The following is a 22,745-nucleotide window of genomic DNA, read 5'->3' on the forward strand; positions in this document are numbered from 1 at the left end:
GCTTCACCAACCTGGCTTTGTTCACGGGAACCGTCCCGTCCGGGTGGGGCCGGTAGACACCGTCACAGCCACCGAGTGCGGCTCACAGGGCGGGAACGCAGGGCGGGATGGTCCAGCGAAGTACCACGTTGCCTATAGACCTGTCCTGGGCTCGCTCTCCGCAGTGGCGTATGGAGTGGTCCCCCGGATCCCGGCCGAGACCGAGCACCGGGCAGCGCCTCGCCGGTCACGGCCGCCAGCGGGGAGCCTCATCGTCCGGAGTGTCCGGGCCGGCGAAATGAAAGGGGACCGACAGGTGGTCGGCCAGAGCCTTCCCCGCCCGCTCGGCGGCCGCGCCCGACGGGTGCCACCGGCCGGCCGCCTCGTCCTCGCCCAGGTACCGCTGGGCCCCGGACCGGTAGACGGTGGCCAGCGTGCGTTCGCCCTCGGGGTCCACGGTGAGCGCCACAAGGCATACGAACCAGTCGTGGACGGTATCGCCGTCCCAGACCGCCTCGATCGCCACGACACGACCTGGGCAACCGGCGGCCCGGCGGGCCAAGGACTCCAGGTCGAGAGGGCTGTCCGGGGTGCGGGCGATCCGATCCTCGTAGTGGCGACAGCGGTCGGAGACGATGTCCTGGGCGTCGTTCAGCCCGATCCCGTCCTTGCGGCCGATCTCCCGAAGGGTTCGTATCGCCTGGAGGACGGAGTCCTGCAGGACGTACCCGTCGACCTCGTCACGGAGCCCGGCCGGCAGGCCCTCCCACCACGCGGTCGCAGCCGCCTCGTCGATCGTCGCCCACCACCCTCCGTGACTCGCATCAGATACGAGAAACCGCATCCTATGCGAGTCCCCGGAGAACACGCAGATCAGATCAGCCCCCTTAGGCTGTCCCGGCAGTCCTGCCGGGACAGGTAGCGTCGGCGTCACGAGAAGGATCCAAGTCCACGCGAATACACCGTGGTTGATGCCCTCGCCCCGGCCGGTTCGCCAACCGTCGCGAGTCCCGGACCCACGGTCAGAGCGCGGTCACACGCTGCCTCGCAGCCTCCCACTCCCGGTGCTCGGCCCGGACGCGCTGCCACAGCCGCGCCCGCGCGGAGGCGTCGACATCGGCCAGGTCCAGACGGAACACATCGGCCAGTACGCCATACCACTCGGCGACCTCGTCGATGATCCGCTCACGCGTGCCCTCGGCGTCGATCCGGCGCAGCACGCAGCCGCGCAGCATGTCCACGCCCCTGGCATCGCGGAGCTGGGCCTGGAGAACCCTGACGAATCCGGACTCCGGGGAAGAAGACAGCCGGTGGTGCTCCGCGGCGAAGGAGGACAGGCCCACGGGCTCGGGCGCGAAGACCATCGCCGTGAAGGCGCCCCGCGGATCGTGGGTGAACCGCCAGCCGCCGGGAACCACCGCCGACGGGGCCATGGCATAGGTGAACGGCCCCTGGGTGTACGTACCCTCGCGCAGCGGCAGCGGCTCGTACATGCCGCCGGCGAGCCCCGTGTCGACCAGCCACCGCTCGCCGTCGAGCCCCACGGTGAGCGCGAGATGGTCACCACCCGGGCCCGCGGGGTCCTCGACCTCGTCCTGCACGCCGGCCCGGTGCAGGGTCACGTCGTAGCCGAGGGCTGTCAGCAGCGCGGCGAAGGCCCCATTGAGGTGGAAGCAGTAGCCGCCGCGCCCCCGCAGGATCCGGGCCACGGACTCCTCGGCGCTGATACCCGTCGGGCGTTCGAGCTGGTTGTCGAGGGTCTCGTAGGCGACTCGTTCCACCTGCGCACGGTGCAGCGCCCACAGCGCCTCGGCGGTCGGAACCGTCGGCCGAGCCACCCCCAGCACGGCCAGATACCCGTCTACGTCGATCATGCTCCCCCTCACCGTTCGAACGAATGATCACTATAGGCGGGGTCCCTGCAGGGAGTCAGGGGCTCGCACCGACGGTCGGTCAAGAGAGCCGGTTGCGCATCCTCGTCGCCGCCACATCGCTCCAGGCGGCCACTCGCAGAACCCGGACTCGTGCCGGGGCGCACCCGGTGCGGACCCGGTGCAAAGAGCAGATGCCTCCGGCGGGCCCTTCCTCCGAGGGGCGGGGCCGGTCGTACGGCCGCCGGTCCCGGCGTGGTCGGGGCGGTGGGGCGCGGCGCGGCCCCCTCGCCGGACGGGCACCGGAGGCTGCCATGGAACCGTTCCTATTCGGCGAGCAAGAGTGAGTGTTGGATCCATTCCTGTTCGCTGCGGACATCCCGAACGGTGTTGGATGTCCTGGTCGCCCGCTTTCGCCCGGGGTCCGTTGATCGGGACCCGCGACGAGCAGGCGTTCCCCAAAGCGCCTTCCCGCCGCCGACATGGCCGACGAAGGCTCGGCATACCTCGACGGCGCGGGTGACGGCGGCCGGGACCTCTTCCCGCGGCCCGAGATAGCCCAGATGGACGGGCGCGTTTCGCACAGCGTTCGACCCGCGTGTTCCGAGCGCCCCCAGAAGGGATGGTTTCGACCGATTTATCTTACGGGGACGCTCTACCGAACGGAACACGGGGGCCGTCCCGGCGCCCAGGAAAGAGCGGAGTGAAGAGGCAATGAAGCTCAGAAACAGTGTCGCGGCCGTGATCATCGCGTGCGGACTCGCGGCCACGGGTATCGCGGGAGCCGGAGCCGCACAGGCGGTCTCGCCGGCCGCGGCCCCCACCGTGTCGGTCAGACACGAGGCGAAGACCGCCGACCAGCTGTCCCTGCAACAGCTCCTCGATGTGGTTGCGGACGAGGTCCGCGATACGTTCCCGAACGCCACGCTCATGGTGGCCGACGGCAGCTCGCCCAGTGGCAAGACCCAGGACATGTCGCAGGTGACGGACTGGCGGCTCGTCTACAACACCAACGACTCCACTTCCCGCATCAAGTCGCTCGAGCTCCACGCCACGCTCGAGGGCGAGATCGACCAGCCGATCTACCACACGTCGCCCTGGGGAGGTGTCCTCCCGATCACCGCCGAAGTCGGTCTGACGCCCGAGGAGGCGTACACCATCCTCCAGGACGCCGGACACGGAGACGCCTACCAGTACGTCGCGCTGGTCAAGCCCCTCGTGGCCCAGCCGCATCTCCAGTACCACTTCTCCAACATCCGCGGTGGCTGTGACGGGTACGCGGTGAACGTCGACGACCTCGCCGTCAATCCCATCTGCGGCTGACCGGAGCCCTCCGGCCCGCGTAACGCGGGCCGGAGGGAAGCGTCGTGTCCCGCACCCCGAGAAGCCGGGTGGCCCGACTCCCCGCCCGGCACACGACCACCTCCAGGGCGGGGACCTATCGCGCTGTACCTCACTGGCCACGTCCGGGTGTACGCCGACGCCTACGGATGATCCGCAACAGACGCTGCCCCTCGTCGTCATCGATCTCGCGGACGCGTACTCGTTCTGCCACCCGGACCGCCCGGCGACACCAGGCTGTCCACGCCAGCATCCGAACGGCGCGTCATCACGCTGGGGCAAAGGTTCTCCGATGCGGCACTAGGCGCAGTTCTTGTCGCCCTTTCGGCAGGTCGACGGGGTGTTTCCGATCTGCTCGGTGAGGGTGGCGCCGTCGGTCAGTTCGACGGTCGTCACGGGGCGTTCGGGCTTTGCGTAGCTGTCAGGGACGGCCGTCTCCCGGAGGTAGTACGTGCCGTCGGGCAGGTCCGTGAAGGTGCAGCGGCCGAGGTCGTCGGTGGCGCAGCCCGGGTCGATTTTGGTGTCGGTGCGCTGGAGGCCCGGTGTGCCGTTGGACTCGAGCCAGAGCTGGAACACCGCGCCCGTGATCGCTTCGCCGGTTTCGGTGTCCGTCTTCTTCACGGTGATCGATCCGTTCGCCGCCCGGATCGTGACCGTCACGGGGTCGGACTCCGACGCGGGGCAGGTGCCGTCGCCTGCGTAGCGGGCCGTGATGGTGTGTTCGCCTTCGGGGAGGTCGCTCACGGTGAGGGTGGCGGTGCCGGCCGCGGTCAGGTTCACGGTGCCGAGGTCCCTTTCGCCGTCCGTGAAGGTGACCTCGCCGGTGGGGGCGCCGGTGGTGCAGGTGACGTTCACGGTCAGGGCGACCGGTTCCCCGGTCTGGGCCTGGGCCGGGTCGGCGATCAGGGCGGTGGCGGAGGTTGCTCTCCGGACAACCGCCAGACTCTGCTCGGCGCCGGCGGCGATGTCGGTGACGGTGACGTTACCGGGCAGGGCCACTTCGACCGGGGTGATCCGGTAGTCGGCGTCACCCACGCCCAGCTGCCCGGCAATGTTCAAGCCCCAGGCGAAGAGGCGGCCGTCGGAAGCGATTGCCAGACTGTGTCCGAGGCCGGCGGCGATGTCGGTGACGGTGACGTTACCGGGCAGGGTCACTTCGACCGGGGTGATCCGGTAGTCCCGGTCGCCCACGCCCAGCTGCCCGAACGCGTTAGAGCCCCAGGCGAAGAGGCGGCCGTCGGAAGCGACCGCCAGACTGTGCCTGTCGCCGGCGGCGATGCCGGCGACGGTGACGTCGCCGGGCAGGGGCACCTCGACCGGGGTGTCCCGGCTGGTTTCGTCGCCGACACCCAGCTGCCCGGTCCAGTTCGAGCCCCAGGCGAAGAGGCGGCCGTCGGAAGCGACCGCCAGACTGTGCTCGGCTCCGGCGGCGATGGTGGTGACGGTGACGTCGCCGGGCAGGGTCAACTCGACCGGGGTGAGTCGATCGTTGGTGTCGCCGACACCCAGCTGCCCGGCCCAGTTCGAGCCCCAGGCGAAGAGGCGGCCGTCGGAAGCGACCGCCAGACTGTGTCCGGAGCCGGCGGCGATGTCGGTGACGTTACCGGGCAGGGTCACTTCGACCGGGGTCATCCGGTTGTCGGTGTCGCCGACACCCAGCTGCCCGGCCCAGTTCGAGCCCCAGGCGAAGAGGCGGCCGTCGGAAGCGACCGCCAGACCGTGCGCATGACCGGCGGCGATGCTGGTGAGGGTGACGTCCTCGGGCAGAGCCACGTCGCCGGGCAGAGCGCGGTCGTCGTTGGTGCCGTCCCCGAGCTGGCCCTGGTAGTTCATGCCCCAGGACAGGGCGGCTGGGGCGGATTCCTGGGCGGCGGCGCCCGACCAGGCCGAGAGCAGCCACCAGCCCCGCAACCAGGGCCGGCAGGGCGGTTCGTAACGGTGCGACCGGACGTGCCGGTCCCGGTCTCGTTGCAGATCTCATGTCCGCGGTCTTATACGTCTTTCAACTTCCCGGCCGTACCGGCGCTCCACACCTCCGCCGAATGAACGACCACACGATGCGCCAACCGGCGTCAAGAAACGGCGGGGGAAGGACGCCACGCCAGCCGGCCAGCCCGTTAATCCACCTCCGGCCCGGGGCACCAGCGGCGTCGCGAAGGCGTCGCCTCACCGATGGCGACCGAGCCGGGAGGCACCCCGCCGACCATGCGCATCACCACGTCATACATTGGCATGCTCCAGCGTATGACAACCCGCACCCGGACCACGGTCAGCCTGCCGGCCGACCTGCTCGCCCACGCCCGCGCCGCCTCCGGCGGGAACCTGTCGGCCTACATCGAGCAGGCACTACGGGCCCAGCAGCTGCGCGACGCGACCCCCGCCGTACGCGCCTGGCGCGAGCAGGCCGCGCAGGACACCGAAGAGCTCGCCGATCTCTTCGGCGAGGACGTCGCGTGAGGCCACCCGCCCGCGGCCAGGTCTGGCGCGTTCAGCTGGCCGCCAAGACCCGGGCAGTCGTCATCGTGGAATCGGACGACGCCCTGACCGCCCTGACCGACAAGCGACTGCAGGCCGGAGAGTTCCTCGGCACCGTCGACGAGCTCACCATGGACCGGATCTCCGCCGCCCTGGGCGTCACCCTGGACCTGACCTGAAAGGACACCTGACCGGGTACCGTCACCGAGCCCGGCTGCGCCCTGACCAGGTCGAATGCGCCGCCGGGCGGGGCGACGGCAGGCACGGTTGCAGATTTCGAGATCTGGTGGGCCGACAGCCGTCAGCAGATCCGGCTGAAGCCGGCCGACTCTCGGTATCTGCGGAGCGACTTCGCGGACTTTGTGGGACGCGTCCGCCCCTCTTGGCCATCCGAGGTCGGTCAGCTCGTTCGTGATCCCGGGCCTTCTGCCCCTCGATGAGGTACGAGGGCGGTGGCGTGCCTGAAGCTCCGTAGTCCCCTCCTCAATAACCTCTTCATCGAGGTTCCTTCGTGCGGTTAGGGTGGGCCGATGATCACTGATGTGGATCTTGGACATCTGCGCCGCTGCGTGGAACTGGCGGCCCAGTCCCTGGAAGCGGGTGATGAACCGTTCGGATCGGTCCTCGTCGCAGGCGATGGAACCGTCCTGGGCGAAGACCACAACCATGTCGCCTCCGGTGACCACACCCAGCACCCGGAATTCGCCCTGGCCCGCTGGGCCGCCCAGCACCTGACTCCGGCGGAGCGGGCGACGGCGACCGTCTACACCTCCGGCGAGCACTGCCCGATGTGCGCGGCCGCGCACGGCTGGGTGGGTCTCGGCCGCATCGTGTACGTGGCCTCCGCCGCGCAACTGGAGGGCTGGCTCACCGAGTGGGGCGTGCCCGCCGCACCGGTCGCCGCCCTGCCGGTCACCGCCGTGGTGCCCGACGCAGTGGTGGAGGGACCGGTGCCCGAGCTCGTCGATGACGTACGCGCACTCCACCACCGCCTGCACCGTACGGCCCGCCGGGCAGAGCCGCAGCGATAGCGGGTGGCCCGTCCCGCCCACGGCGGACAGGGGGCTGGACCAGTACTCGTGCCCTGGGGGCTTGCCGGAGGCTCTTGGCGAGCCGGGATTTTGCTGGTCAGGGCCGGCGCTCGCTACCCCTCGCCCTTGGCGAGGAATAGCGCCAGGGGGCCGCCCTGCAACAGGAACCGGCCTTCGCCGACGGCTTTCAGGGCATCCTCCAGCGACCACCACATGAGCTTGAAGTCTTCTTCCCCCGGCATGAGCTGCTGGGGTCCGCAGGTGAGCTGTGTGGCTTCGAAGAGGTGCACCTTGGCCGTGGACTTCAAGGTCATGGCGTACGAGCCGAGGTGCCGCCACTGCTCGGCGGTGACGCCGGCTTCCTCGAGGAGTTCACGCCGCGCGCACTCCTGCGGGCTCTCGCCGGGTTCTTCCTTGCCACCAGGAAGGAACAGGTACTCGCCGCCGTGCTCGGTGAAATCCGCGGTCAGGACGGCTACCTTCCCGTGATCGTCGCGGGCGACGATCACGGAGGCGTCGGGAGTCAGGTTACGGCCGTGGTCGTTGGTCATGCTCCGGGAGCGTAGCCCCGGATTCCATGAGCATCGCGGCGAACGGCACCGTTCAACACGCAACAGGGTGAGCGATGCCGCGTCCCCAGTAGCCGCCCTCGCCGAAGGTGTCGCCGTGGTCGGCGCATGTGATGACGAGCCAGTGTTGCTTCTCGGTCAGTTCGCTCAGGAGCCGTCCGAGGTGTTCGTCCGCGTAGGCGAGGGCAGCCGCCCGCGATTGCCGGGGGCGGGGCTACGGCGGGGGGTGCTGGAGCCCGGGTGCTGCGTCGAGGAGGGCGAGTTGCTCGCGGGAGTCGGCGACCTTCGACGGATCCGCGTCGGGGCCCTGGGCGATGCAGGAGGTGAATGCCTCCCGGGCCTCCGCGGTGCGGCCGGCGGACAGCAGAACACGACCGAGATGATTGAGCGTGCGGCTTGTCATCCCCGTGTTGCCGTGGCTCAGCTCGAGCGCCGTACGCAGATGCCCTGCGGCCGCCTCCCAGTCGCCCAGGCGTTCGTGGGCATTGCTGATGGCCGAGTGTATCTGGATGCGGGTGAAGCGGGCGATGTGCGGTTCGATGCGATCGCCGGCGTCGACCAGGAAGGCAATCGTCTCCGCGAGGGACGCGAGGGCTTCCTCGGCGCTGCCGGACTTGGTCAGCATCTGGCCCACACCATGCCGGGCCTGCAGGGCGCCATGAAGGTCGCCGGCGGCGTCGAACAACTCGGCCGCCAAGCGGAAGCTCGCCATGGACTGGTCCCAGTCTTCGAGCCGTCGGAATACGGCGGACCGATATTGGTGGGCCCAGGCCTGCTGGCTGAGGTCGCCGGCGCGTTCCGCCGCCGCGAGGGCCCTTGCCGCAGCGTCGAGGCTGTTGTGGTGGCGGCCCTCGCAGAGGGACAAAGCCCAGGCGTGGTAGTTGAGCTGGGTGGCTTCGATGAGTGGGTCGCCCAGGGCCTGGGCGCTGCGTGCGGCGGTGTCGAAGATTTCGGGCCAGTGGCCCCAGAAGATCCACTGGTCGGAGAACCAGTGCAGGGCTTCGGCGACTTCGACGACGGCGGCGTGGTCGCCGGACAGGGCGGCGGCACGGTAGGCGGCCAGCCAGTTGAGGCCTTCGGCCTTCAGCCAGTCCAGGGCCTTGTCGGCGCTGGACAGGTCGACGGTACCGCGCCAGTCGGGCGGCGGGGCGCCGTGGCCCGGCTCGTACCAGCGCCCGGCCACGACCGCGGTGTCCAGCAGCCAGTCGTGCAGGGCCTGTCCGGCGGCTTCGGCCTCTGCCGCGCTCTCCTCGGTCGCCAGTCGGGTGCGGGCGTACAGGCGCAGCAGGTCGTGCAGGCGGTAGCGGAAGCCGTTGGTGCCCAGCAGCCCCGCCTCGACCAGCTCTTCCAGGGTGTCCTCGGTGTCGAAGAGGTCTTGTCCGGCCAGCTGCGCGGCCACCTCCGGGCCGGTGTCGGGCCCGGGAACCAGCGCGAGGCGTCTGAAGAGGCGGGCAGCGGTGGGAGTGAGCTGCTGGTACGACAGCTCGAAGGCGGCCGACACATGTACGTCCCCGGCCGCCAGAGCGCCCAGGCGCCGGTCCTCGCGGGCGAGGCGGTCGGCGAGCCGGCGTACGGACCAGCCGGTGCGGGTGGCCAGCCAGTTCCCGGCCACCCGCAAGGCCAGCGGCAGATGCCCGCAGCGCTGGACGACCTCGGCGACGGCCGCGGGGTCGGCGTCGGCGCGGCCGGTGCCGACCAGGCCGGTCAGCAGGGCGGTGGCTTCCTGCGGCTCGAGTTCGCCGAGGGGGAGGCGGCGTACGTTGTCGAGCCCGGTGAGCATGCGCCGGCTGGTGACCAGCACCATGCCCGCCCCCGCGCTCGGGAGCAGTGGGCGCACCTGGGCTTCGTCGCGGGCGTTGTCGAGGACCAACAGGTGGCGGTGGTCGGCCAGCAGCTGTCGGTAGAGCTCCGGGTGGCCCTGCGGGCCGACCCTCGCCAGGTCACGGTCGGCCACCTGCAGGGCCTTGAGAACGCCGAGCATGAGCTGGGGCGGGTCGGGCGGCGCGTCGTCCATCCCCCGCAGGTCCACCATCAGCTGCCCGTCGGGGAACAAGCCGGCCAGCTCCTGCGCCGCCTGCAGCGCGAGGGTGGTCTTGCCCGCACCGGGTGGCCCGCAGACCACCACGACAGTCGGCCGGGCCGACTCATCCCCACCTGCGGCGGCCTGTTGCGCCAAGCCGGTGAGTTCCTTGACCTCCTGCTCCCGGCCGATGAAGTCGTCGATACCGCGCGGGAAGGAGCGCACCCCGGCCGGGGCGTAACCACCCGGATCCCGCCTGGTCCGGGCCGCTGCCAGCAGCCGGTCCCGTTCCGCCTCGCCCAGCGCCAGGCCGTCCGCCAGCGCCGCCACGGTCCGCCGCTGCGGCGCCGCCCGTCGCCCTCGCTCCAGGTCCCCGATACCGCGCACGCTGACGCCGGAGGTCTCGGCGAGGCCCTCCAGGGTCAGCGACGCCGCCAGCCGCAGCTCGCGCAGCAAGACGCCGAAGGACACCTGTTCACCCGTCACGCGCTCCCCCTCGACGTCACCCTTCCGCCCCCGCGGGAATGTGATCACTAATTGAATCCTAAAGAACGTTTCGCCCCGGTGGATACCACTTCGCAGCACCGACGGCGCCCCGCCCCCGCTTCCGTCACTGCCCGAACCGCCGCCGGCACCCGGGTCGGCAGCACGAGCTGTCGGCAGACCCCGGAACGCGATCCTCTGGAACCGACCGCGACCGTCGTGACCATCCCCATGACCCACCCGGTACGCGGCGCCGCTGTCGCGGTCGACCTGACCGCCCTGACCGACAAGCGAATGCAGGCCGGAGAGTTCCTCGGCACCGTCGGCGAACTCACCATGGACCGGATCTCCGCCGCCCTGCGCGTCACCCTGGACCTGACCTGAAACGACACGTGGCCGGATACCATCACCGAGCCCGTCCGCGCTCGAATGCACTGCCGGGCGGGAAACCGCGAGCACACCCGCAGCACACCCCGGCGCATACCGGTAGACCACCCGACCCGCCTGTCCACGAGCGGCTGGTCGACGAGGCCCGCGCGCGAGGGTGAGGGCCCCGTCCGGGGCGATGTTGACGTAGACCCCGTAAACCGGCAGCTCCCCCGCTCCAGCCACCGGATCCGGTCCAGCTCCCCGTACAGTCGTCGCGGCCCGCCCTGGTGCACGATCGCGGTCCGTTCCCCGGGCGCGGTGTGGGCCCGTGCCCAGGAGCCGTCCGGGTGCAGCATCCACGTCATGCGGGCGCCGTCGTCCGCCGTTCCCGTGCGGTGCTCGATCCCGGGCACGGTGAGGGACAGCATCGAGCACACCTCCCAGGCCTGCATCACGTCCAGGACCGGGAACGGCGAGACGGAGACCTCCTCCCCGTCCTGGCCGGCGGTCTTCGCGTACACCTCGTTCAACGCGGGCGGGTAGTCGTCGCCGGTACGCGCCGTCATGAACGAACCGCGGTCCCAGGACACGCGCCCCTCCGCGCCGCCGTCCTCCGTCTTGTCCGCGGTGACGATCAGTCCGGTCCCGGTGAGGGTGGTGACCAGCCGGCCGCCGGGCGCGAGGGCCGTCAGCCACGAGGCGGGGATACGGGGCATCGACACCATCGACACGATCCGGTCGTAGGTGCCGGGCAGTTCGCCGGCGGCGTCGGCGGTGACCACGGTCGGGTTGTGGCCCATGAGGCCGAGACGGTCGTCGGCCACCCTCGTGAGGTGCGGGTCGACGTCCACCGTCGTCACCAGGTCGTCACCGAGCCGGCGGCAGGCCAGGGCGGCGCTGTAGCCGGAGCCGGTCGCCACGTCCAGCAGCCGCACACCGGGGGTGAGCCGGCCGTGGCTGAGCATCGTCACTACGAGGCCGGGCAGCGTCGACGAAGACGTGGGATGCCCCGTAACCGGCCGGCCCGGCTCGGCCCGGTCCGCGTGCACCGACCCCACTCGCGTCACCAGCGTGGTGTCCGAGTACGCGGCGGCCACCCAGCGTTCCGCGTCGGCCGGGCCGTCCACGACCCACCAGCCGTCGGCCCCGGGGGTGAACCAGCGCGGCACGAGATGGTGCCGGGGTGTTTGGCTGACCGGGGCCCACCAGTCCGATCCCGGATGCGCTACCTCGTCTGCGAGGGTGGTGGCGTGCCGGTTCCAGTCCATTCAGGATGCTCCTTGCAGTTCGTCGGCGATCGTCCCGCAGATCGGGAGGTCAGTCGCGTGCTGGATCCAGTCCCACTGACCGCAGGGGTTGATCTCCAGGAACGTCCACCGCCCGTCGGGCCCACGACGAAGTCGGCGGCACCGTAGCTCAGGCGCAGCCGCCGTACTCCTGCCGCCACCGGTACCGGCACCATCGTGGTGGTGTACGTCAGGGACGCGTAGTCACTTCGCCAGTCCTCATGTCCGGCCCTGCTGCCCGAACGGATGGCGGCGGCCAGAATCCGGTCTCCCACGACCGTCAGCCGGAGCTCGTGGTCCTTCGGCACCCAGGCCTGGAAGAGATGCGCGGTGACGCCGATCCCTGCCAGGTCCTCGAGGTCACCGGGAGCCAGACGTCTGGTGTACACCGACTTCAGCCGGCCGTCCTCGACGAGTACGGGCGAGGCGACGGGCTTGCACACGATCGGCCCGCCAGCGGCGAAGCCCCGTACAGCCTCGGGCCGGTTCGTGATCAGGGTGGGCGGGATGTCCAGCCCGCCCGCGCGGCGGCCAACTGCACGGGCTTGTACTCGGCGCGGGCCGCGGCTGCCGGATGGTTCACCCACCGGCAGTCCAGCGCGCCCAGGACGCCGCCGAGTCCGGCACGGGCCTGGGCCTCGGCGAATCGTTCCTCCGGGTCGGACATGCCGGCCGGGAAGCGGAACGCCCCGGGGGCGCGGTAGTACACCGCGCCGATTTGGGACAGCTCCACCGTCCGTTCCCCGGTGGTGAGGTCGCCCGCCCAGCCACCTGCCCGGTCGATCCGTGCGGCCACGTTGAGCTGCTGCGGGAAGTCGGCGGTGTCCATGCGGAACACCTCCACATCGCGGGTCTGCAGCTCCACGAGGATCCGGTCCGTGGGCCAGTCGTCGGCCGCGGCGATGATCAGGACAGGCGCGCCCATCAGTCCTTCGGCCCCTCGTCGAGCGGCGGCGGGTTCTTGTGCGAGCCGTCCGGCACCGTCGGCGAGTGCGTGTTCGCCGCGCACGTCACCAGGACCCGCCCTCACAGACGTTGACCTGTCGGCCGGTGTCGTAGACGTGGGTAGGGACGCGGACCGCGCCGGTGGAGTGGGGCACTCGGGCGAACCGCAGCGCCCACGGCCGCGTATCCGGTCCCGACGACGGTTGCGCGCTGTCCGGTGTGCGTCCTCCCGGCGGGGTGAGTGGGAATGCCTCACGGGCCTGGCCTGACGACCGCCCCGACCAGCGCGGTGAGAGTGGACGCGGGGATGTCGAGCCAGTCCGCCCAATCACCCCAGTATCGGTCATCGCAGGTGAGGGTCTCCCCGATGTCGAGCGCCACGTCAGATAGTCACCGGGGCAGCGTACGGCGTCGGCCGGAGCCGACTCGGTCCCGAAGGAGACCGTGCGTCGTGTCGGACGTGGTGCATCCCAGAGACGCGGCGACAGGTGTCAACGGCACCACCCGGACCACGAGTTCCACGCCCGGCCCCGGGCGGCGCCCGCTCGGCACCGCATCGTGAGCGGATGTCCGGCCTGCGGCAGGGATATCGGCCGCTCCGGATCGACGGCCTCGCTCTCGTCCGGCTGCACGGCATCCGGACGGAACGGCTCCACCCCTGAACCGGCCTCAGAAAGGCAGCCGCTTGCGCCAGTCCAGGTTCTTTACGACGATCGCCTCATCCAGCGAGCCGTTCCACTCGGCCGTGAGTCCCGCCGCGCGTATCGCCGCGGTGATTTCGTGGCCGATCGCCGTAGTGGCCTCGTCGGTGCCGTCGACGACCTCCCAGCCGCCTTGGTGGTCCAAGGTGCCGTAGCTGTCGAGACTGCCGAAGTACAGGGGTAGCCGGCCGGTGTCCACGACCTGCTTCGTCGCCTGGGTGTGGAAGAACACCCACCCGCGCGAGGTCGGACTGGTCATGTTGCGGATCTTGGAGATCCCGCACTCGCGGCAGCAGGAGAAGTTCTCGCGGGCGACGATGCCGCCTTGGTCTTTGAAGTGGAACACGAAGAGGTTCCGGATCCGCTCCGCGTCGGTCACGCCCTCCCAGCTCGCCTGCTCGGCGAGGCGCTCGTGCCACAGCCGGGTCGCGATCTCCTGTGCCTGGGCTGCCGATACTGCGCCGGGCACATGGTCTTCCGCGTGCTTGGCCACGTCACTCCGGGCCACGAACCCTGTCCGCAGTATCTCCCGGACATGGCCCTCGACCTGCTCCCGGATGTACGCCGGGAGCTCCGGAACCGGCTCGCTCGCGGGGGCGGAGCGGCGCTGCACCCAGTCGACGCCCTGGTCCCAGCCGGGGTTCTGCCGGGCCCAGCCCACCATGACCCGGACCACGGTCTCCAGGTCGACGGGCGCCTTGCCCGAGGCCCGCTCGCTGATCCCGTCGTGGTGGGACAGGTGGAAACCGGCGTCGTCGGCGTGCAGGAAGAACTCGTACTTCTCCTTGGCGAAACCGAGGCGGATCATTCTCAGGAACAGCCCGCCGGCGCCGCCGACCGCCGCGGCGAACTCCTGCAGCTTTTCCTCCGTCGGACGATGGGCCTGCATTCCGGACTCGGTATCGATCCAGATGTCCAGCATGATGTCCCCGTTCGATCGTGCTTCCGTATCTGCCGTCGCAGTCAAAGCTGAGACCGCCTCCGCCGGGGCCGCAGGAGCATGAAGTCGATGACGACGCATGCGACCTCGCCGTCAGCGGTGTGGCCGGTCCAGACGGGGTAGGAGCCGTCGCCCTCGCCGGAGTAGAAGGCTATGAGGTTCGATGTGTCGTCCGTGGCGAGGAATTCCATCGCGAGTTCTCTGCTCTGGGGGATGAACACCGTCTCGTCGATTTCCGGATCCGGGACTCTCCTCGTCGCGTCCATGAAGGCCGCTGAGCCGCTGTCCACACCGATACCGTAGAACCTGTCCCTGCCGAGCAGGCCCGGATCCTCGTTCGGCCGGAGGGCCATGGACCACACGGCCGGCGAGATGTCCAGAATGGTCACCCGCGCCGCGGCGACCTTGGGCCCGTGCCGCTTGTGCAGGAGCGCCAGCGTGACCGGGTAGCCCCCCGGGGGCACGGGGACGGAGCGCGCGGTGGAATCGACCACGCCGGGGTCCGCGACCGCCAACTGCCCGGACGGGATCCCCAGCAGGCCGGCGTCGATGACCTCGACCGTGGCCGGTCCATCCGGGGTGTCGCGCGGGCCCGGGCTGAAGAGCTGCTCGATCCCGATGGGGCGCAGCGGGGATCCTCCCTCCACCGACACGTCCGTCAGGACCACCGGGGTCGTGGCAGGCTCATGACCCTGCAGGGCGAGAAGCGGCAAGAACACCTGCCATTCCCCGAATTCCGGTTCGGGACAACGGAACTCCGCGAGCCGCCGCACGGCGGCGTCCTCGGGCGTCCCGGCTCGCTGGTGCGCGATGAGGGCCGGCGTCCCTCCGTCCTCGGACGGCTTGAGCTCGATCGGCAGCTCCCGCCGGCCGCTGTCGTCGTACAGATAGACCCCCCACATCCCACGCGGCCATCGCTCGATCAGCGCCAGCGGGCGCTCACGCGCGGAAAGCAGCACCGCATACCCCCACCCCGCAGCGTGCCTGCCCGCCGCGACCGCGCCCGCTATCGGGTCCGGATGGGTCACCCCGTGGTATCCCTCCCAACGCTCCCCGTACGACACCTCAAGGCCATCGAAGATCACAGCCGCCCCCTCCCGGACACCAGTTGCTCGAGTATTGCACCGGGGTCTGACACACGAAGTACGCGCCGGTGTGCGAGTCCGCCCGAGGGAGAACCGAGTCCGGCGAGGGCAGTCACGGCAGCTGCAGCTCTGATCACGGCTGGTCCTGGAGAGCGTGTCTGCGCTGGTGGCAGGCTTGTGCGACGGCTTGGTGGCGTCGGCGCCGGGCCGTCTGGCGCAGGGGGTGTTCGGGTTCTCGGGCGGGTGGTGGGAGGACGCCGGGTCGGGCTTGGCCACACCCCATTCGCCCGAGGTCGCGACCACGTCCGCGGGGAATCCGAGCGTGCGCAGCAGCCGGTCGGCGCGGGCGGTCTGGTTCCCGGCCACCACCACCCGGACCGAGGTCCCGTAGGGCCTCCGGGGCCGGGCGCACGTCCCCGTAGAGGTCCTGCTCGCCCGGCCGCTCGCCGCGGCCGGCCTGCTCCCGGGCCTTGTACTCGGCAGCGACGTCGATGCCGGGCAGCAGCCGCAGAGCGTCCGCGTTGTCCCGGCCCTGACCGCCCCGACCAGCGCGGTGAGAGTGGACGCGGGGATGTCGAGCCAGTCCGCCCAATCACCCCAGTACCGGTCATCGCAGGTGAGGGTCTCCCCGACGTCGAGCGCCACGCAGATAATCACCGGGGCAGCGTACGGCGTCGGCCGGAGCCGATTCGTACCGAATTCGTATGTGTCACTGGAGCATCTCGGCGCTCCGGGCGGCGCGATGGCGACAAGGAAGGGGAATGTATGTTCGAGGACTCCGGTTCCTCGGTGATTCTCTGCGGTTCCGCGATGAGCGTCATGCACGAACGGGACGAAGCCGTTGCGTGGCCCGTGCGGTGATCGATCAGGGCCGGCTTGGCACGAGCATCGGCGGGTCCGGTCGCCCGTCCGCGCCGGCGCAAACCGATCTCGCCGTCGAGGACGGCGTCCGAAGTTGACGCCGGTCGGATGTGAGTGGTTAATTACTTATATGGAGACGAAGACGAGGCAGCGTTCCACCGCCGACGAGCGCCGGGCGACGGTCATGCGTACGGCGATCGGGACGTTCGCCGAGCGCGGGTACTACGGGACCTCGACGATGGACGTGGCCAAGGCGGCCGGCATCTCGCAGGGCTATCTGTACCGGCTCTTCAAGGACAAGGAGACGCTGTTCGCCGCCTTGGTCGATCACTGCTCGGACCTGCTGCGGGCGAGCGCCGCGGCGGCTGTCGCATCGGTGCGGAGTACCGACCCCGAAGTGGTGCTCGCGGCGCTGACGGCCTCGTACGCCGAGGTCATCGCCGACCGCGAGGTATTGATGATCCTCAAGCACGCGGAGTGCAGCGCGAGCGAGCCGGTCATCGGTGAGGCGGTCCGCACCTGTTACGCCAAGCAGGTCGAGTATGTCCGTGCCGTCTCCGGCGCCTCGGACGAGCAGATCCGCCGGTACTTCGCCGACGGCCTCCTCGGCAACGTCATGATGGCGATCGGCGCCGCCTCCGTCGACGCTCCCTGGGCGCGCACCCTGCGCGCCTGAGCGGGCACCGCCCCGCGGGCCGCTGCCGAGCGGCCCATTTTTTTCGACCATTATGTAAGCGGTCAACCGCATACTTAGAAGGCACTCAGATCTCAGAGAGGTCGTCTCTCCATGTCCTCACCGTCCATACGGCGCGGCCCCGGGCTGCTGCTGGCCCTGCTGGCGTTCGCACAGTTCATCAGCGCCATCGACTACAACATCGTCTACGTCGCCCTTCCGGAGATCGGTCGCGAGGTCGGCTTCGACCCGCAGAACCTCCAGTGGGTCGTCAGCGGCTACGCGGTCGCCTACGGCGGCTTCCTGCTGCTGGGGGGCCGGGCCGCCGACCTCCTCGGCCAGCGTCGCATGTTCATCACCGCCCTCTCCCTGTACGGGCTGGCCTCCCTGGCCGGAGGGCTCGCCGGCAGCCCCGGCCTGCTGGTGGCCGCCCGTGCTGTCCAGGGCCTGGGCGGCGCGTTCCTGCTGCCCGCCACGCTCTCCCTGATCGCCACCACCTTCGCCGAAGGCGCCCAGCGCACCCGGGCCCTCGCCGTCTGGGGTGGTGCCGGAGCGGTCGGTCTCGCGCTCGGCTCCCTGCTGGGCGGCATCCTGACCAACTACCTCGGCTGGGAAGCCGTCTTCTACGTCAATGTCCCGCTAGCCCTGTGCGCCGCGGCCGCAGCCGTTGCCATCATCCCCGCCGACGCCCCCCGCGAGCGCGGCCGCAGCTTCGACATCACCGGCGCGCTGACCGCCACGATCGGCTTCACCGCCCTCGTGTTCGGCGTCGTCCAGGGCCCCGACGCGGGCTGGGGCTCCGCCGAAACCCTCATCGCCCTCTTCGGCGGCGCGCTGTTCATCGGGCTGTTCCTTCTCGTCGAGGCCCGCACCGCCCACCCGCTGATGCCGCCGCGCCTGTTCCGCAACCGCAGCCTGGTCGCCGCGATGGGTATCACCTTCGTCTTCATGGGCACGTTCGGTGCCCAGTACTACTTCTTCACCGTCTACTTGCAGAACGTCCGCGGCTACGGCGCCCTGGCCACCGGCCTCGCCTTCATCCCCTCCGCCCTGGTCGGCATGGTTGGGACCAAGCTGAGTGAGGCGCTGCTCGGCAAGGTCGGCCCCCGCACCACGATCGTCATCGGCCTGCTCGTCGGCGCCGCCGGTATGGCTGTGCTGGCCTCGGCCATGTCCCCCACCGGCGGTTACCCGATCCTGCTGCCCGGCGTGATCTTGCTCAGCCTGGGCCAGGGCATCAACTGGACCGCGATGTTCGTCGCCGCCACCAGCGGCGTCGACGCCCGCAACCAGGGCATCGCGTCCGCCATGGCCTCCACCACCCAGCAGATCGGCTCCGCCGTCGGCCTGGCAGTCCTGGTCGCGATCGCCAACGCCGGCGTCCACACCACCACCGGCCCGGACCTCGTCCCCGGTCTACGCACCGCGGGATTCACCGCCGCCGCCCTCACCCTCCTCGGCATCGGAATCGCCCTGACCTTGCGCCACCCCACCTCCACCCCGGCACACGCCACGACCAGCACAGAGCAGCGAACGCGGTCCGACATCGCCGCTTGAACGTCCGTGAACCGTTCCTGAAGCGAATCTGATCCGGACTCGAGCCGCATCGATCGTCCCCGCCCGCCAGGCGGGGACGATCGACGGTATCGGTATCGGTGACAGCGCCCCAGGAATTCCCCGAGTACGGCCAGTCGGCGCTGTCACCGTCCGTAGCCAATATGTGGGTAGCCCCAGCAGTACCGGTCATCGCAGGTGAGGGTCTCCCCGATGTCGAGCGCCACGCAGGTAATCACCGAGGCAGCCTACGGTGTTGGCCGGAGCCGACTCGGTCCCGAAGGGGACCGTTCCCTTCTGGAGCCGTGGGGTGGCCCGACATCGTCGTCCGCGACCGCGACCAGCCGATGCCGGGGGTGCCCCGTCCTGTCCACGTCGCCCCCTTGCGCAAGGTCGCCGGGCGAGACACGGGACCGATCACGTCACCCGGCCCACGAGCACGGAGACCTGGACCCTTTCGAGGTACGGGCCGGACGGGAGTGACCAGCGCATCCGTTCGGCAAGCGCCGGCCGATCGTCCGGCAGTTCGTCTGCGGGGATCGCGGAGTAGACGCCGCCGAGGAGCTCGTCGAAGCTGAGCTCATCGCTGTAGTCGATCAGCGTCTCCCGCACATCCGTGAACCCTGCGGCCCGGAGCGCGTCCGCATACCGACGCCGGTCGCGCGCGCTGGTCCCGCAGGTCGCCTCCAGCCTCGTGCCGAAGTGATCCTCCAGACAGCCCCGCAGAGCGCGCGACCAGGCACAGTCCTGCAGCCACAACGGTGTGCCGTTGGCCACCACGGCAACACCCCCTCCCGGGCGAGACAGCGGCACCAGCCTGCGGAACAGCTCCTCGTACCCCATCCAATGCAGTGCCTGCCCGATCACCGTCATCGCCAGGGACCTCTGTCCCACCAGCGCCCCCACCGCGGGAACGTCACTGTCGGCGCCCAGCACCCATGTCACATTGCGCACGCCCTGCCCCGCGGCCGTTTCCGCAGCCAGCCGGAGCATGTCCGGTTCCGGGTCCATCCCGATGACGGAACGAACCCGGGCAGAGAGCGGGAGAGCGAGCTGGCCGGTGCCACACCCCAGGTCCAGCACGATGTCCTCGGCATCCAGCGCGAACGCTGCCCGCAGAGCCTCGATGACCGCGGGCGGATAGCCGCGGCGGTACTTCGCGTAGTACTCGGCGACCTCACCACTGAAACCCAGAGCCATACCCCTCAGCCTGACAAGACCGGGCTGATGAGGACAGCTCCCCAGCACGCCGATAGCTACCAGCAGAACAGAAGACCGCCGCCACGACACCCCATGTCTCCGACGGGGCTCAGCACCAATGAAGGGACCGGACGAAGACGCCCAGGTCAGAGTCCGTGAGTATCTACGAGTTGGACCAGGCGCGAGTGGACAGCACCAGCAGATAGCCGTCGGGGTCCCGAAGAGTCACGCCCCAGGTGTCCCAGTACGGATTGTGGGCGGGCACTCGCTTGCCGCCGTGCCGCTCGAGCTGCTCCACGAGGGAGTCGGGTACGGGTTCGCCGAGGTAGATGACCAGCAGGTCTTCAACGGTCGGCCGAGGTTCCAGAGGAGCGGCAGGATCGTGAACGAGTTCCAGATGCCAGTGGGCCCCCGGCCAGCCGACCATCAGGAGCGAACTCTGGCCCGGGGTGCCGTCCGCCTCATGCCGGTACAGGACGTCGAGGCCGAGACCGGAAACCCAGAATCGTTCAACCGTTCGAAGGTTGCGTGAGGGTCGGGCGATGCGGATGTGAGCTGTGGCGTCGGCCGACATTTCTACCTCGCGATCAGGGCGGGCCCAGCATGAATCAGTGGCTGTGCCCCTGGGCATGGACAGCAGTGAGCTTAGAGATCAAGGGGCCATGTGCCATCGGGCGCTGGTCCTAGTCCCAGTTGTCGCAGGTGAATGCCCCTGGCCTGCACCCCCGCCGAGACGGCACGGTCCTCTTGGAGCCGTAGCCGCCGGGTGTCCGCTTGCTGCCCTTCGCGCCGATCGGCAGCGACAGGCGTTGCTCGATCGTCGCGACACCGGCCTGAAGGTTCTGGATGTGTGCGTGCTGCCCGCGCCGGGCCAGCCCCCACTGATCATGCGAAGCCTTCGTGATCGACCCCGCCCACCGCGACGACGACAACGGCGTCAACGCCCGCTTACGCACCGCCCACGACTCGGCCGAATACGCCGCCCCGTCCGCACAACGCCGCTTCAGATCCGCCAACACCAGCGAGCCCAGATGCGCGCCCACCTGCCGCAACACCTCCACGTCCCCGGGCGTGAGGTGCTTCAGACGGGTACGCACCGACACCCCGGACGGACCCGCCACCACGAACGACTCCGCCAACACCCGCACCACACCACCCCCCACCCAGACCAACCCGGCCCTCTGCCGTGATCAACGACCCGGGCCCGCAATAGTCACCCCATCGGACAAACCTGCAGACGCCGCACGGGGGCTGTCCCGGCGCGTCATGGAGCGGCTGCTCGAGCGGGCGGGGCGCGCGCAGGTGACGCTGGTCGCCACCAAGGCCGGGCGGCCGCTGTACGAGAAACTCGGGTTCGGCGCCACCGCCACCAACACCATGTACGTGGGGCACCCCACCAGCGTGACCCCGGACGGGCGGTCGAGGGCCGCCACGACCGGTGACCTCCCCGGCATCCTCGAGCTGGACCAGCGGGCCATGGGCGTCGACCGGGCGGCGCTGCTGGTACGGCTCTTCGACTACACCGAGCGGCTGTACGTCGTGGAGCGTGCCGACCGCGTCGTCGCCTACGGCGGTGCCTGGCGCGGCTCCGACAAGGTGATCGTCGGCCCCCTCATTGCCGAGCGGACCGACGACGCCCTCGCCCTCCTCGACGACCTCGCGGCGTCAGTCCGCGGCAGCTTCCGGCTCGAGGCGCACAGCGAACGGCCGCACCTCGTCCGGTGGGCTGTCGCGCACGGTCTGCGGGAGCAGGCCGTCATCACCCCGATGGCGCTGCGCGACGAGCCGCTCCCCGGAGAGCGGGGGCTGTGGCATCTCCCGCTCTCCGTCGCCGTCAACTGACGGAGCTGTCAACTGACCGTGCTCTCCGCGGCCTCCGCCTCCGTCTCCGCGGCACGCTTTGGCCCCAGCGCCGAGATCGCGACCGCCGTCACCGCGAGCACCCCCGCCGACGTCAGATACGCCATCCCGTACCCATCCACGAACGCCTCCACGGCCACCCGCCCCAGCTGCCCTTCTCCCAGCCGCAGCGCCACGGCCAGGGACTCCTGCGCCGCGTGCACCGCCCCGTCGGGCAGCTGGGGCGGCGCGTGGTCCGCAACCCCCTGCCGGTACCCGTCGTTGAGTACGCTTCCCAGCACCGCGATCCCCAGCGTGCCGCCGACCTCCCGCGCGGCGTCGTTCACCGCGGACGCCACGCCCTGCTTGCGCCCCGGCAGCGCCGCCACGATCGACGTCGTCGCCGGCGCCGTGGCCAGCGCCATCCCCGCGCCGACCGGCAGCAGCCCGGCCAGCACCAGCCAGTACGAGCTCCCGGCGTCCAGCCCCGCCAGCACCAGCACCCCGGCGGCGATCAGCAGCAGCCCCACGACCGCCGGAATCCGCCCGCCGACCCGGGCCACCAGATGCGGCGCCCGGCGCGACACCCCGCCCAGGACCAGCCCCATCGGCGTCATGGCCAGCCCCGCCTCGAGCGCCGTATAGCCCAGGACCAGCTGCAGATACTGCAGCACGATGAAGACCATCCCGAAGAACACGAAGAACTGCACGGTGATCGACAGCACCCCGGCGGCGAAGCCCCGTACCCGCAGCAGCCGCGGATCGAGCATCGGCTCCGCCGCCCGCAGACTCCACGCCAGCCACAGCACCGCGCACACCAGCCCGAGGCCGTACCCGCCCAGGGTGACCGGATCCGTCCACCCCCGATGCGGCCCCTCGATCGTCGCGTAGACGATCCCCGCCAGCGCCAGCGACGACAACAGCCCGCCGACGGAGTCGATCCGCGGAGCACCGGCTTCCCGCGAGTCGGGGATGACAAACACGGCCGCCGCCAGCGTCAGCGCAGCCAGCAGCCCGCCGAAGACGAAGACGGACGGCCACGCGAACCACTCCAGCAGCAGCCCGGACGTCAGCAGCCCGAACACCGCCCCCGCGCCCGCCACCCCGATCCACGCGCCGACCGCCTTCCCCCGCTCGGCGGCGGAAAACGAACTGGTGATGATCGACAGTGTCGTCGGCATCACCAGCGCCGCCCCCACCCCCGACACCCCACGGCACGCGATGACGGCCTCCGGCGAATCGACGGCCGCCGCGCAGAAAGCACCCAGCGCGAACACCGCCAGCCCCACCACCAGCACCGGCTTACGCCCGAACCGGTCGCCGATCGCCCCCGCCGGCAGCAGCAGCCCCGCGAAGACCAGGGCGTACGCGTCGACGATCCACTGCAGCTGCGTCTGATCGGCCCCCGTGTCCCGGGCCAGCCCCGGCAGCGCGACGTTCAGCGACGGCACGGCGGACACCACGACGGCGAGGGCGACCAGCACGACCGGGAGTATGAAACGGGATGGGGCGGTAGTACGTAC

20 protein-coding genes and 4 pseudogenes are annotated in these 22,745 nt (G+C 70.4%); 7 read left to right on the forward strand and 17 right to left on the reverse strand.

Going from position 1 to position 22,745, the window contains the following annotated elements:
* Nucleotides 1–226 precede the first annotated feature (226 nt).
* Both SRB5_RS01575 and SRB5_RS01580 read right to left on the reverse strand, forming a co-directional pair.
* Nucleotides 227–823 (reverse strand): hypothetical protein, encoded by a 597-nt coding sequence (locus tag SRB5_RS01575; RefSeq protein WP_228389680.1) that lies wholly within the window; start codon nucleotides 821–823, stop codon nucleotides 227–229.
* 178 nt (nucleotides 824–1,001) lie between these two features.
* On the reverse strand, nucleotides 1,002–1,853 hold the full coding sequence (locus SRB5_RS01580; RefSeq protein WP_153449549.1) for an arylamine N-acetyltransferase family protein: 852 nt from the start codon (nucleotides 1,851–1,853) through the stop codon (nucleotides 1,002–1,004).
* A gap of 711 nt (nucleotides 1,854–2,564) precedes the next feature.
* Between SRB5_RS01580 and SRB5_RS01585 the strand changes: the two genes are divergently transcribed.
* Complete coding sequence (locus tag SRB5_RS01585; RefSeq protein WP_153449550.1) at nucleotides 2,565–3,173, forward strand: hypothetical protein; 609 nt, start codon at nucleotides 2,565–2,567, stop codon at nucleotides 3,171–3,173.
* A gap of 318 nt (nucleotides 3,174–3,491) precedes the next feature.
* Here SRB5_RS01585 and SRB5_RS01595 read toward each other — a convergent pair whose 3' ends face one another.
* Nucleotides 3,492–5,102 carry an RCC1 domain-containing protein gene (locus tag SRB5_RS01595; RefSeq protein WP_153449552.1) on the reverse strand — a complete coding sequence of 537 codons (1,611 nt, stop codon included), beginning with the start codon at nucleotides 5,100–5,102 and terminating at the stop codon, nucleotides 3,492–3,494.
* A gap of 333 nt (nucleotides 5,103–5,435) precedes the next feature.
* Between SRB5_RS01595 and SRB5_RS01600 the strand changes: the two genes are divergently transcribed.
* The 3 genes from SRB5_RS01600 to SRB5_RS01610 all read left to right on the forward strand — a co-directional run bounded on the left by SRB5_RS01600 (nucleotide 5,436) and on the right by SRB5_RS01610 (nucleotide 6,697).
* Nucleotides 5,436–5,648 (forward strand): type II toxin-antitoxin system CcdA family antitoxin, encoded by a 213-nt coding sequence (locus SRB5_RS01600; RefSeq protein WP_153449553.1) that lies wholly within the window; start codon nucleotides 5,436–5,438, stop codon nucleotides 5,646–5,648.
* Complete coding sequence (locus SRB5_RS01605; protein ID WP_153449554.1) at nucleotides 5,645–5,845, forward strand: hypothetical protein; 201 nt, start codon at nucleotides 5,645–5,647, stop codon at nucleotides 5,843–5,845. Before SRB5_RS01600 ends, SRB5_RS01605 begins: the two co-directional genes overlap by 4 nt.
* Before the next feature lie 351 nt (nucleotides 5,846–6,196).
* Nucleotides 6,197–6,697: a nucleoside deaminase gene (locus tag SRB5_RS01610; protein ID WP_153449555.1), complete on the forward strand. Its 501-nt coding sequence runs from the start codon at nucleotides 6,197–6,199 to the stop codon at nucleotides 6,695–6,697.
* A gap of 113 nt (nucleotides 6,698–6,810) precedes the next feature.
* Here the strand turns inward: SRB5_RS01610 and SRB5_RS01615 are convergent, their stop codons facing one another.
* The 10 genes and pseudogenes from SRB5_RS01615 to SRB5_RS36160 all read right to left on the reverse strand — a co-directional run.
* Nucleotides 6,811–7,248: an NUDIX hydrolase gene (locus SRB5_RS01615; RefSeq protein WP_153449556.1), complete on the reverse strand. Its 438-nt coding sequence runs from the start codon at nucleotides 7,246–7,248 to the stop codon at nucleotides 6,811–6,813.
* 52 nt (nucleotides 7,249–7,300) lie between these two features.
* Nucleotides 7,301–7,459: pseudogene (locus tag SRB5_RS01620) on the reverse strand (sulfatase-like hydrolase/transferase); the annotation flags it as partial.
* A 21-nt stretch (nucleotides 7,460–7,480) separates the two neighbouring features.
* The gene (locus SRB5_RS01625; protein ID WP_323376754.1) at nucleotides 7,481–9,772 is read right to left on the reverse strand and encodes an ATP-binding protein; all 2,292 of its coding nucleotides are present in this window, start codon (nucleotides 9,770–9,772) and stop codon (nucleotides 7,481–7,483) included.
* Nucleotides 9,773–9,819: 47 nt separating this feature from the next.
* Entirely contained in the window at nucleotides 9,820–11,406 is a 1,587-nt protein-coding gene (locus SRB5_RS01630; RefSeq protein WP_323376756.1) for a methyltransferase domain-containing protein, read from the reverse strand.
* Between the two features lie 511 nt (nucleotides 11,407–11,917).
* Nucleotides 11,918–12,349 carry an MvdC/MvdD family ATP grasp protein gene (locus SRB5_RS36150; RefSeq protein WP_228389681.1) on the reverse strand — a complete coding sequence of 144 codons (432 nt, stop codon included), beginning with the start codon at nucleotides 12,347–12,349 and terminating at the stop codon, nucleotides 11,918–11,920.
* 85 nt (nucleotides 12,350–12,434) lie between these two features.
* Nucleotides 12,435–12,524 carry a hypothetical protein gene (locus SRB5_RS36155; protein WP_323376758.1) on the reverse strand — a complete coding sequence of 30 codons (90 nt, stop codon included), beginning with the start codon at nucleotides 12,522–12,524 and terminating at the stop codon, nucleotides 12,435–12,437.
* Between the two features lie 103 nt (nucleotides 12,525–12,627).
* Nucleotides 12,628–12,750, reverse strand: a pseudogene (locus tag SRB5_RS37355) (HAD family hydrolase); the annotation flags it as partial.
* Nucleotides 12,751–13,038: 288 nt separating this feature from the next.
* Nucleotides 13,039–13,992 carry a DUF6891 domain-containing protein gene (locus tag SRB5_RS01645; RefSeq protein WP_153449557.1) on the reverse strand — a complete coding sequence of 318 codons (954 nt, stop codon included), beginning with the start codon at nucleotides 13,990–13,992 and terminating at the stop codon, nucleotides 13,039–13,041.
* A gap of 41 nt (nucleotides 13,993–14,033) precedes the next feature.
* Nucleotides 14,034–15,038: a DUF4241 domain-containing protein gene (locus tag SRB5_RS01650; protein WP_153449558.1), complete on the reverse strand. Its 1,005-nt coding sequence runs from the start codon at nucleotides 15,036–15,038 to the stop codon at nucleotides 14,034–14,036.
* Nucleotides 15,039–15,353: 315 nt separating this feature from the next.
* Nucleotides 15,354–15,740: pseudogene (locus tag SRB5_RS36160) on the reverse strand (HAD family hydrolase); the annotation flags it as partial.
* 346 nt (nucleotides 15,741–16,086) lie between these two features.
* Here SRB5_RS36160 and SRB5_RS01655 point away from each other — a divergent pair.
* Entirely contained in the window at nucleotides 16,087–16,632 is a 546-nt protein-coding gene (locus SRB5_RS01655; protein WP_153449559.1) for a TetR/AcrR family transcriptional regulator, read from the forward strand.
* A gap of 111 nt (nucleotides 16,633–16,743) precedes the next feature.
* Nucleotides 16,744–18,186, forward strand: coding sequence for an MFS transporter (locus SRB5_RS01660; RefSeq protein WP_153449560.1), 1,443 nt, complete (start codon nucleotides 16,744–16,746; stop codon nucleotides 18,184–18,186).
* Between the two features lie 414 nt (nucleotides 18,187–18,600).
* Here SRB5_RS01660 and SRB5_RS01665 read toward each other — a convergent pair whose 3' ends face one another.
* The 3 genes and pseudogenes from SRB5_RS01665 to SRB5_RS01675 all read right to left on the reverse strand — a co-directional run.
* The gene (locus SRB5_RS01665) at nucleotides 18,601–19,383 is read right to left on the reverse strand and encodes a class I SAM-dependent methyltransferase (protein ID WP_153449561.1); all 783 of its coding nucleotides are present in this window, start codon (nucleotides 19,381–19,383) and stop codon (nucleotides 18,601–18,603) included.
* Between the two features lie 163 nt (nucleotides 19,384–19,546).
* Nucleotides 19,547–19,957: a VOC family protein gene (locus SRB5_RS01670; protein WP_153449562.1), complete on the reverse strand. Its 411-nt coding sequence runs from the start codon at nucleotides 19,955–19,957 to the stop codon at nucleotides 19,547–19,549.
* Nucleotides 19,958–20,129: 172 nt separating this feature from the next.
* Nucleotides 20,130–20,546, reverse strand: a pseudogene (locus SRB5_RS01675) (IS200/IS605 family accessory protein TnpB-related protein); the annotation flags it as partial.
* A gap of 103 nt (nucleotides 20,547–20,649) precedes the next feature.
* Between SRB5_RS01675 and SRB5_RS01680 the strand changes: the two are divergent.
* The gene (locus SRB5_RS01680) at nucleotides 20,650–21,225 is read left to right on the forward strand and encodes a GNAT family N-acetyltransferase (protein WP_153449563.1); all 576 of its coding nucleotides are present in this window, start codon (nucleotides 20,650–20,652) and stop codon (nucleotides 21,223–21,225) included.
* 8 nt (nucleotides 21,226–21,233) lie between these two features.
* Here SRB5_RS01680 and SRB5_RS01685 read toward each other — a convergent pair whose 3' ends face one another.
* On the reverse strand, nucleotides 21,234–22,706 hold the full coding sequence (locus tag SRB5_RS01685) for an MFS transporter (protein ID WP_323376761.1): 1,473 nt from the start codon (nucleotides 22,704–22,706) through the stop codon (nucleotides 21,234–21,236).
* Nucleotides 22,707–22,745: the final 39 nt, after the last annotated feature.

The sequence above is a fragment of the Streptomyces smaragdinus genome, from assembly GCF_009604385.1.
GTDB lineage: Bacteria > Actinomycetota > Actinomycetes > Streptomycetales > Streptomycetaceae > Streptomyces > Streptomyces smaragdinus.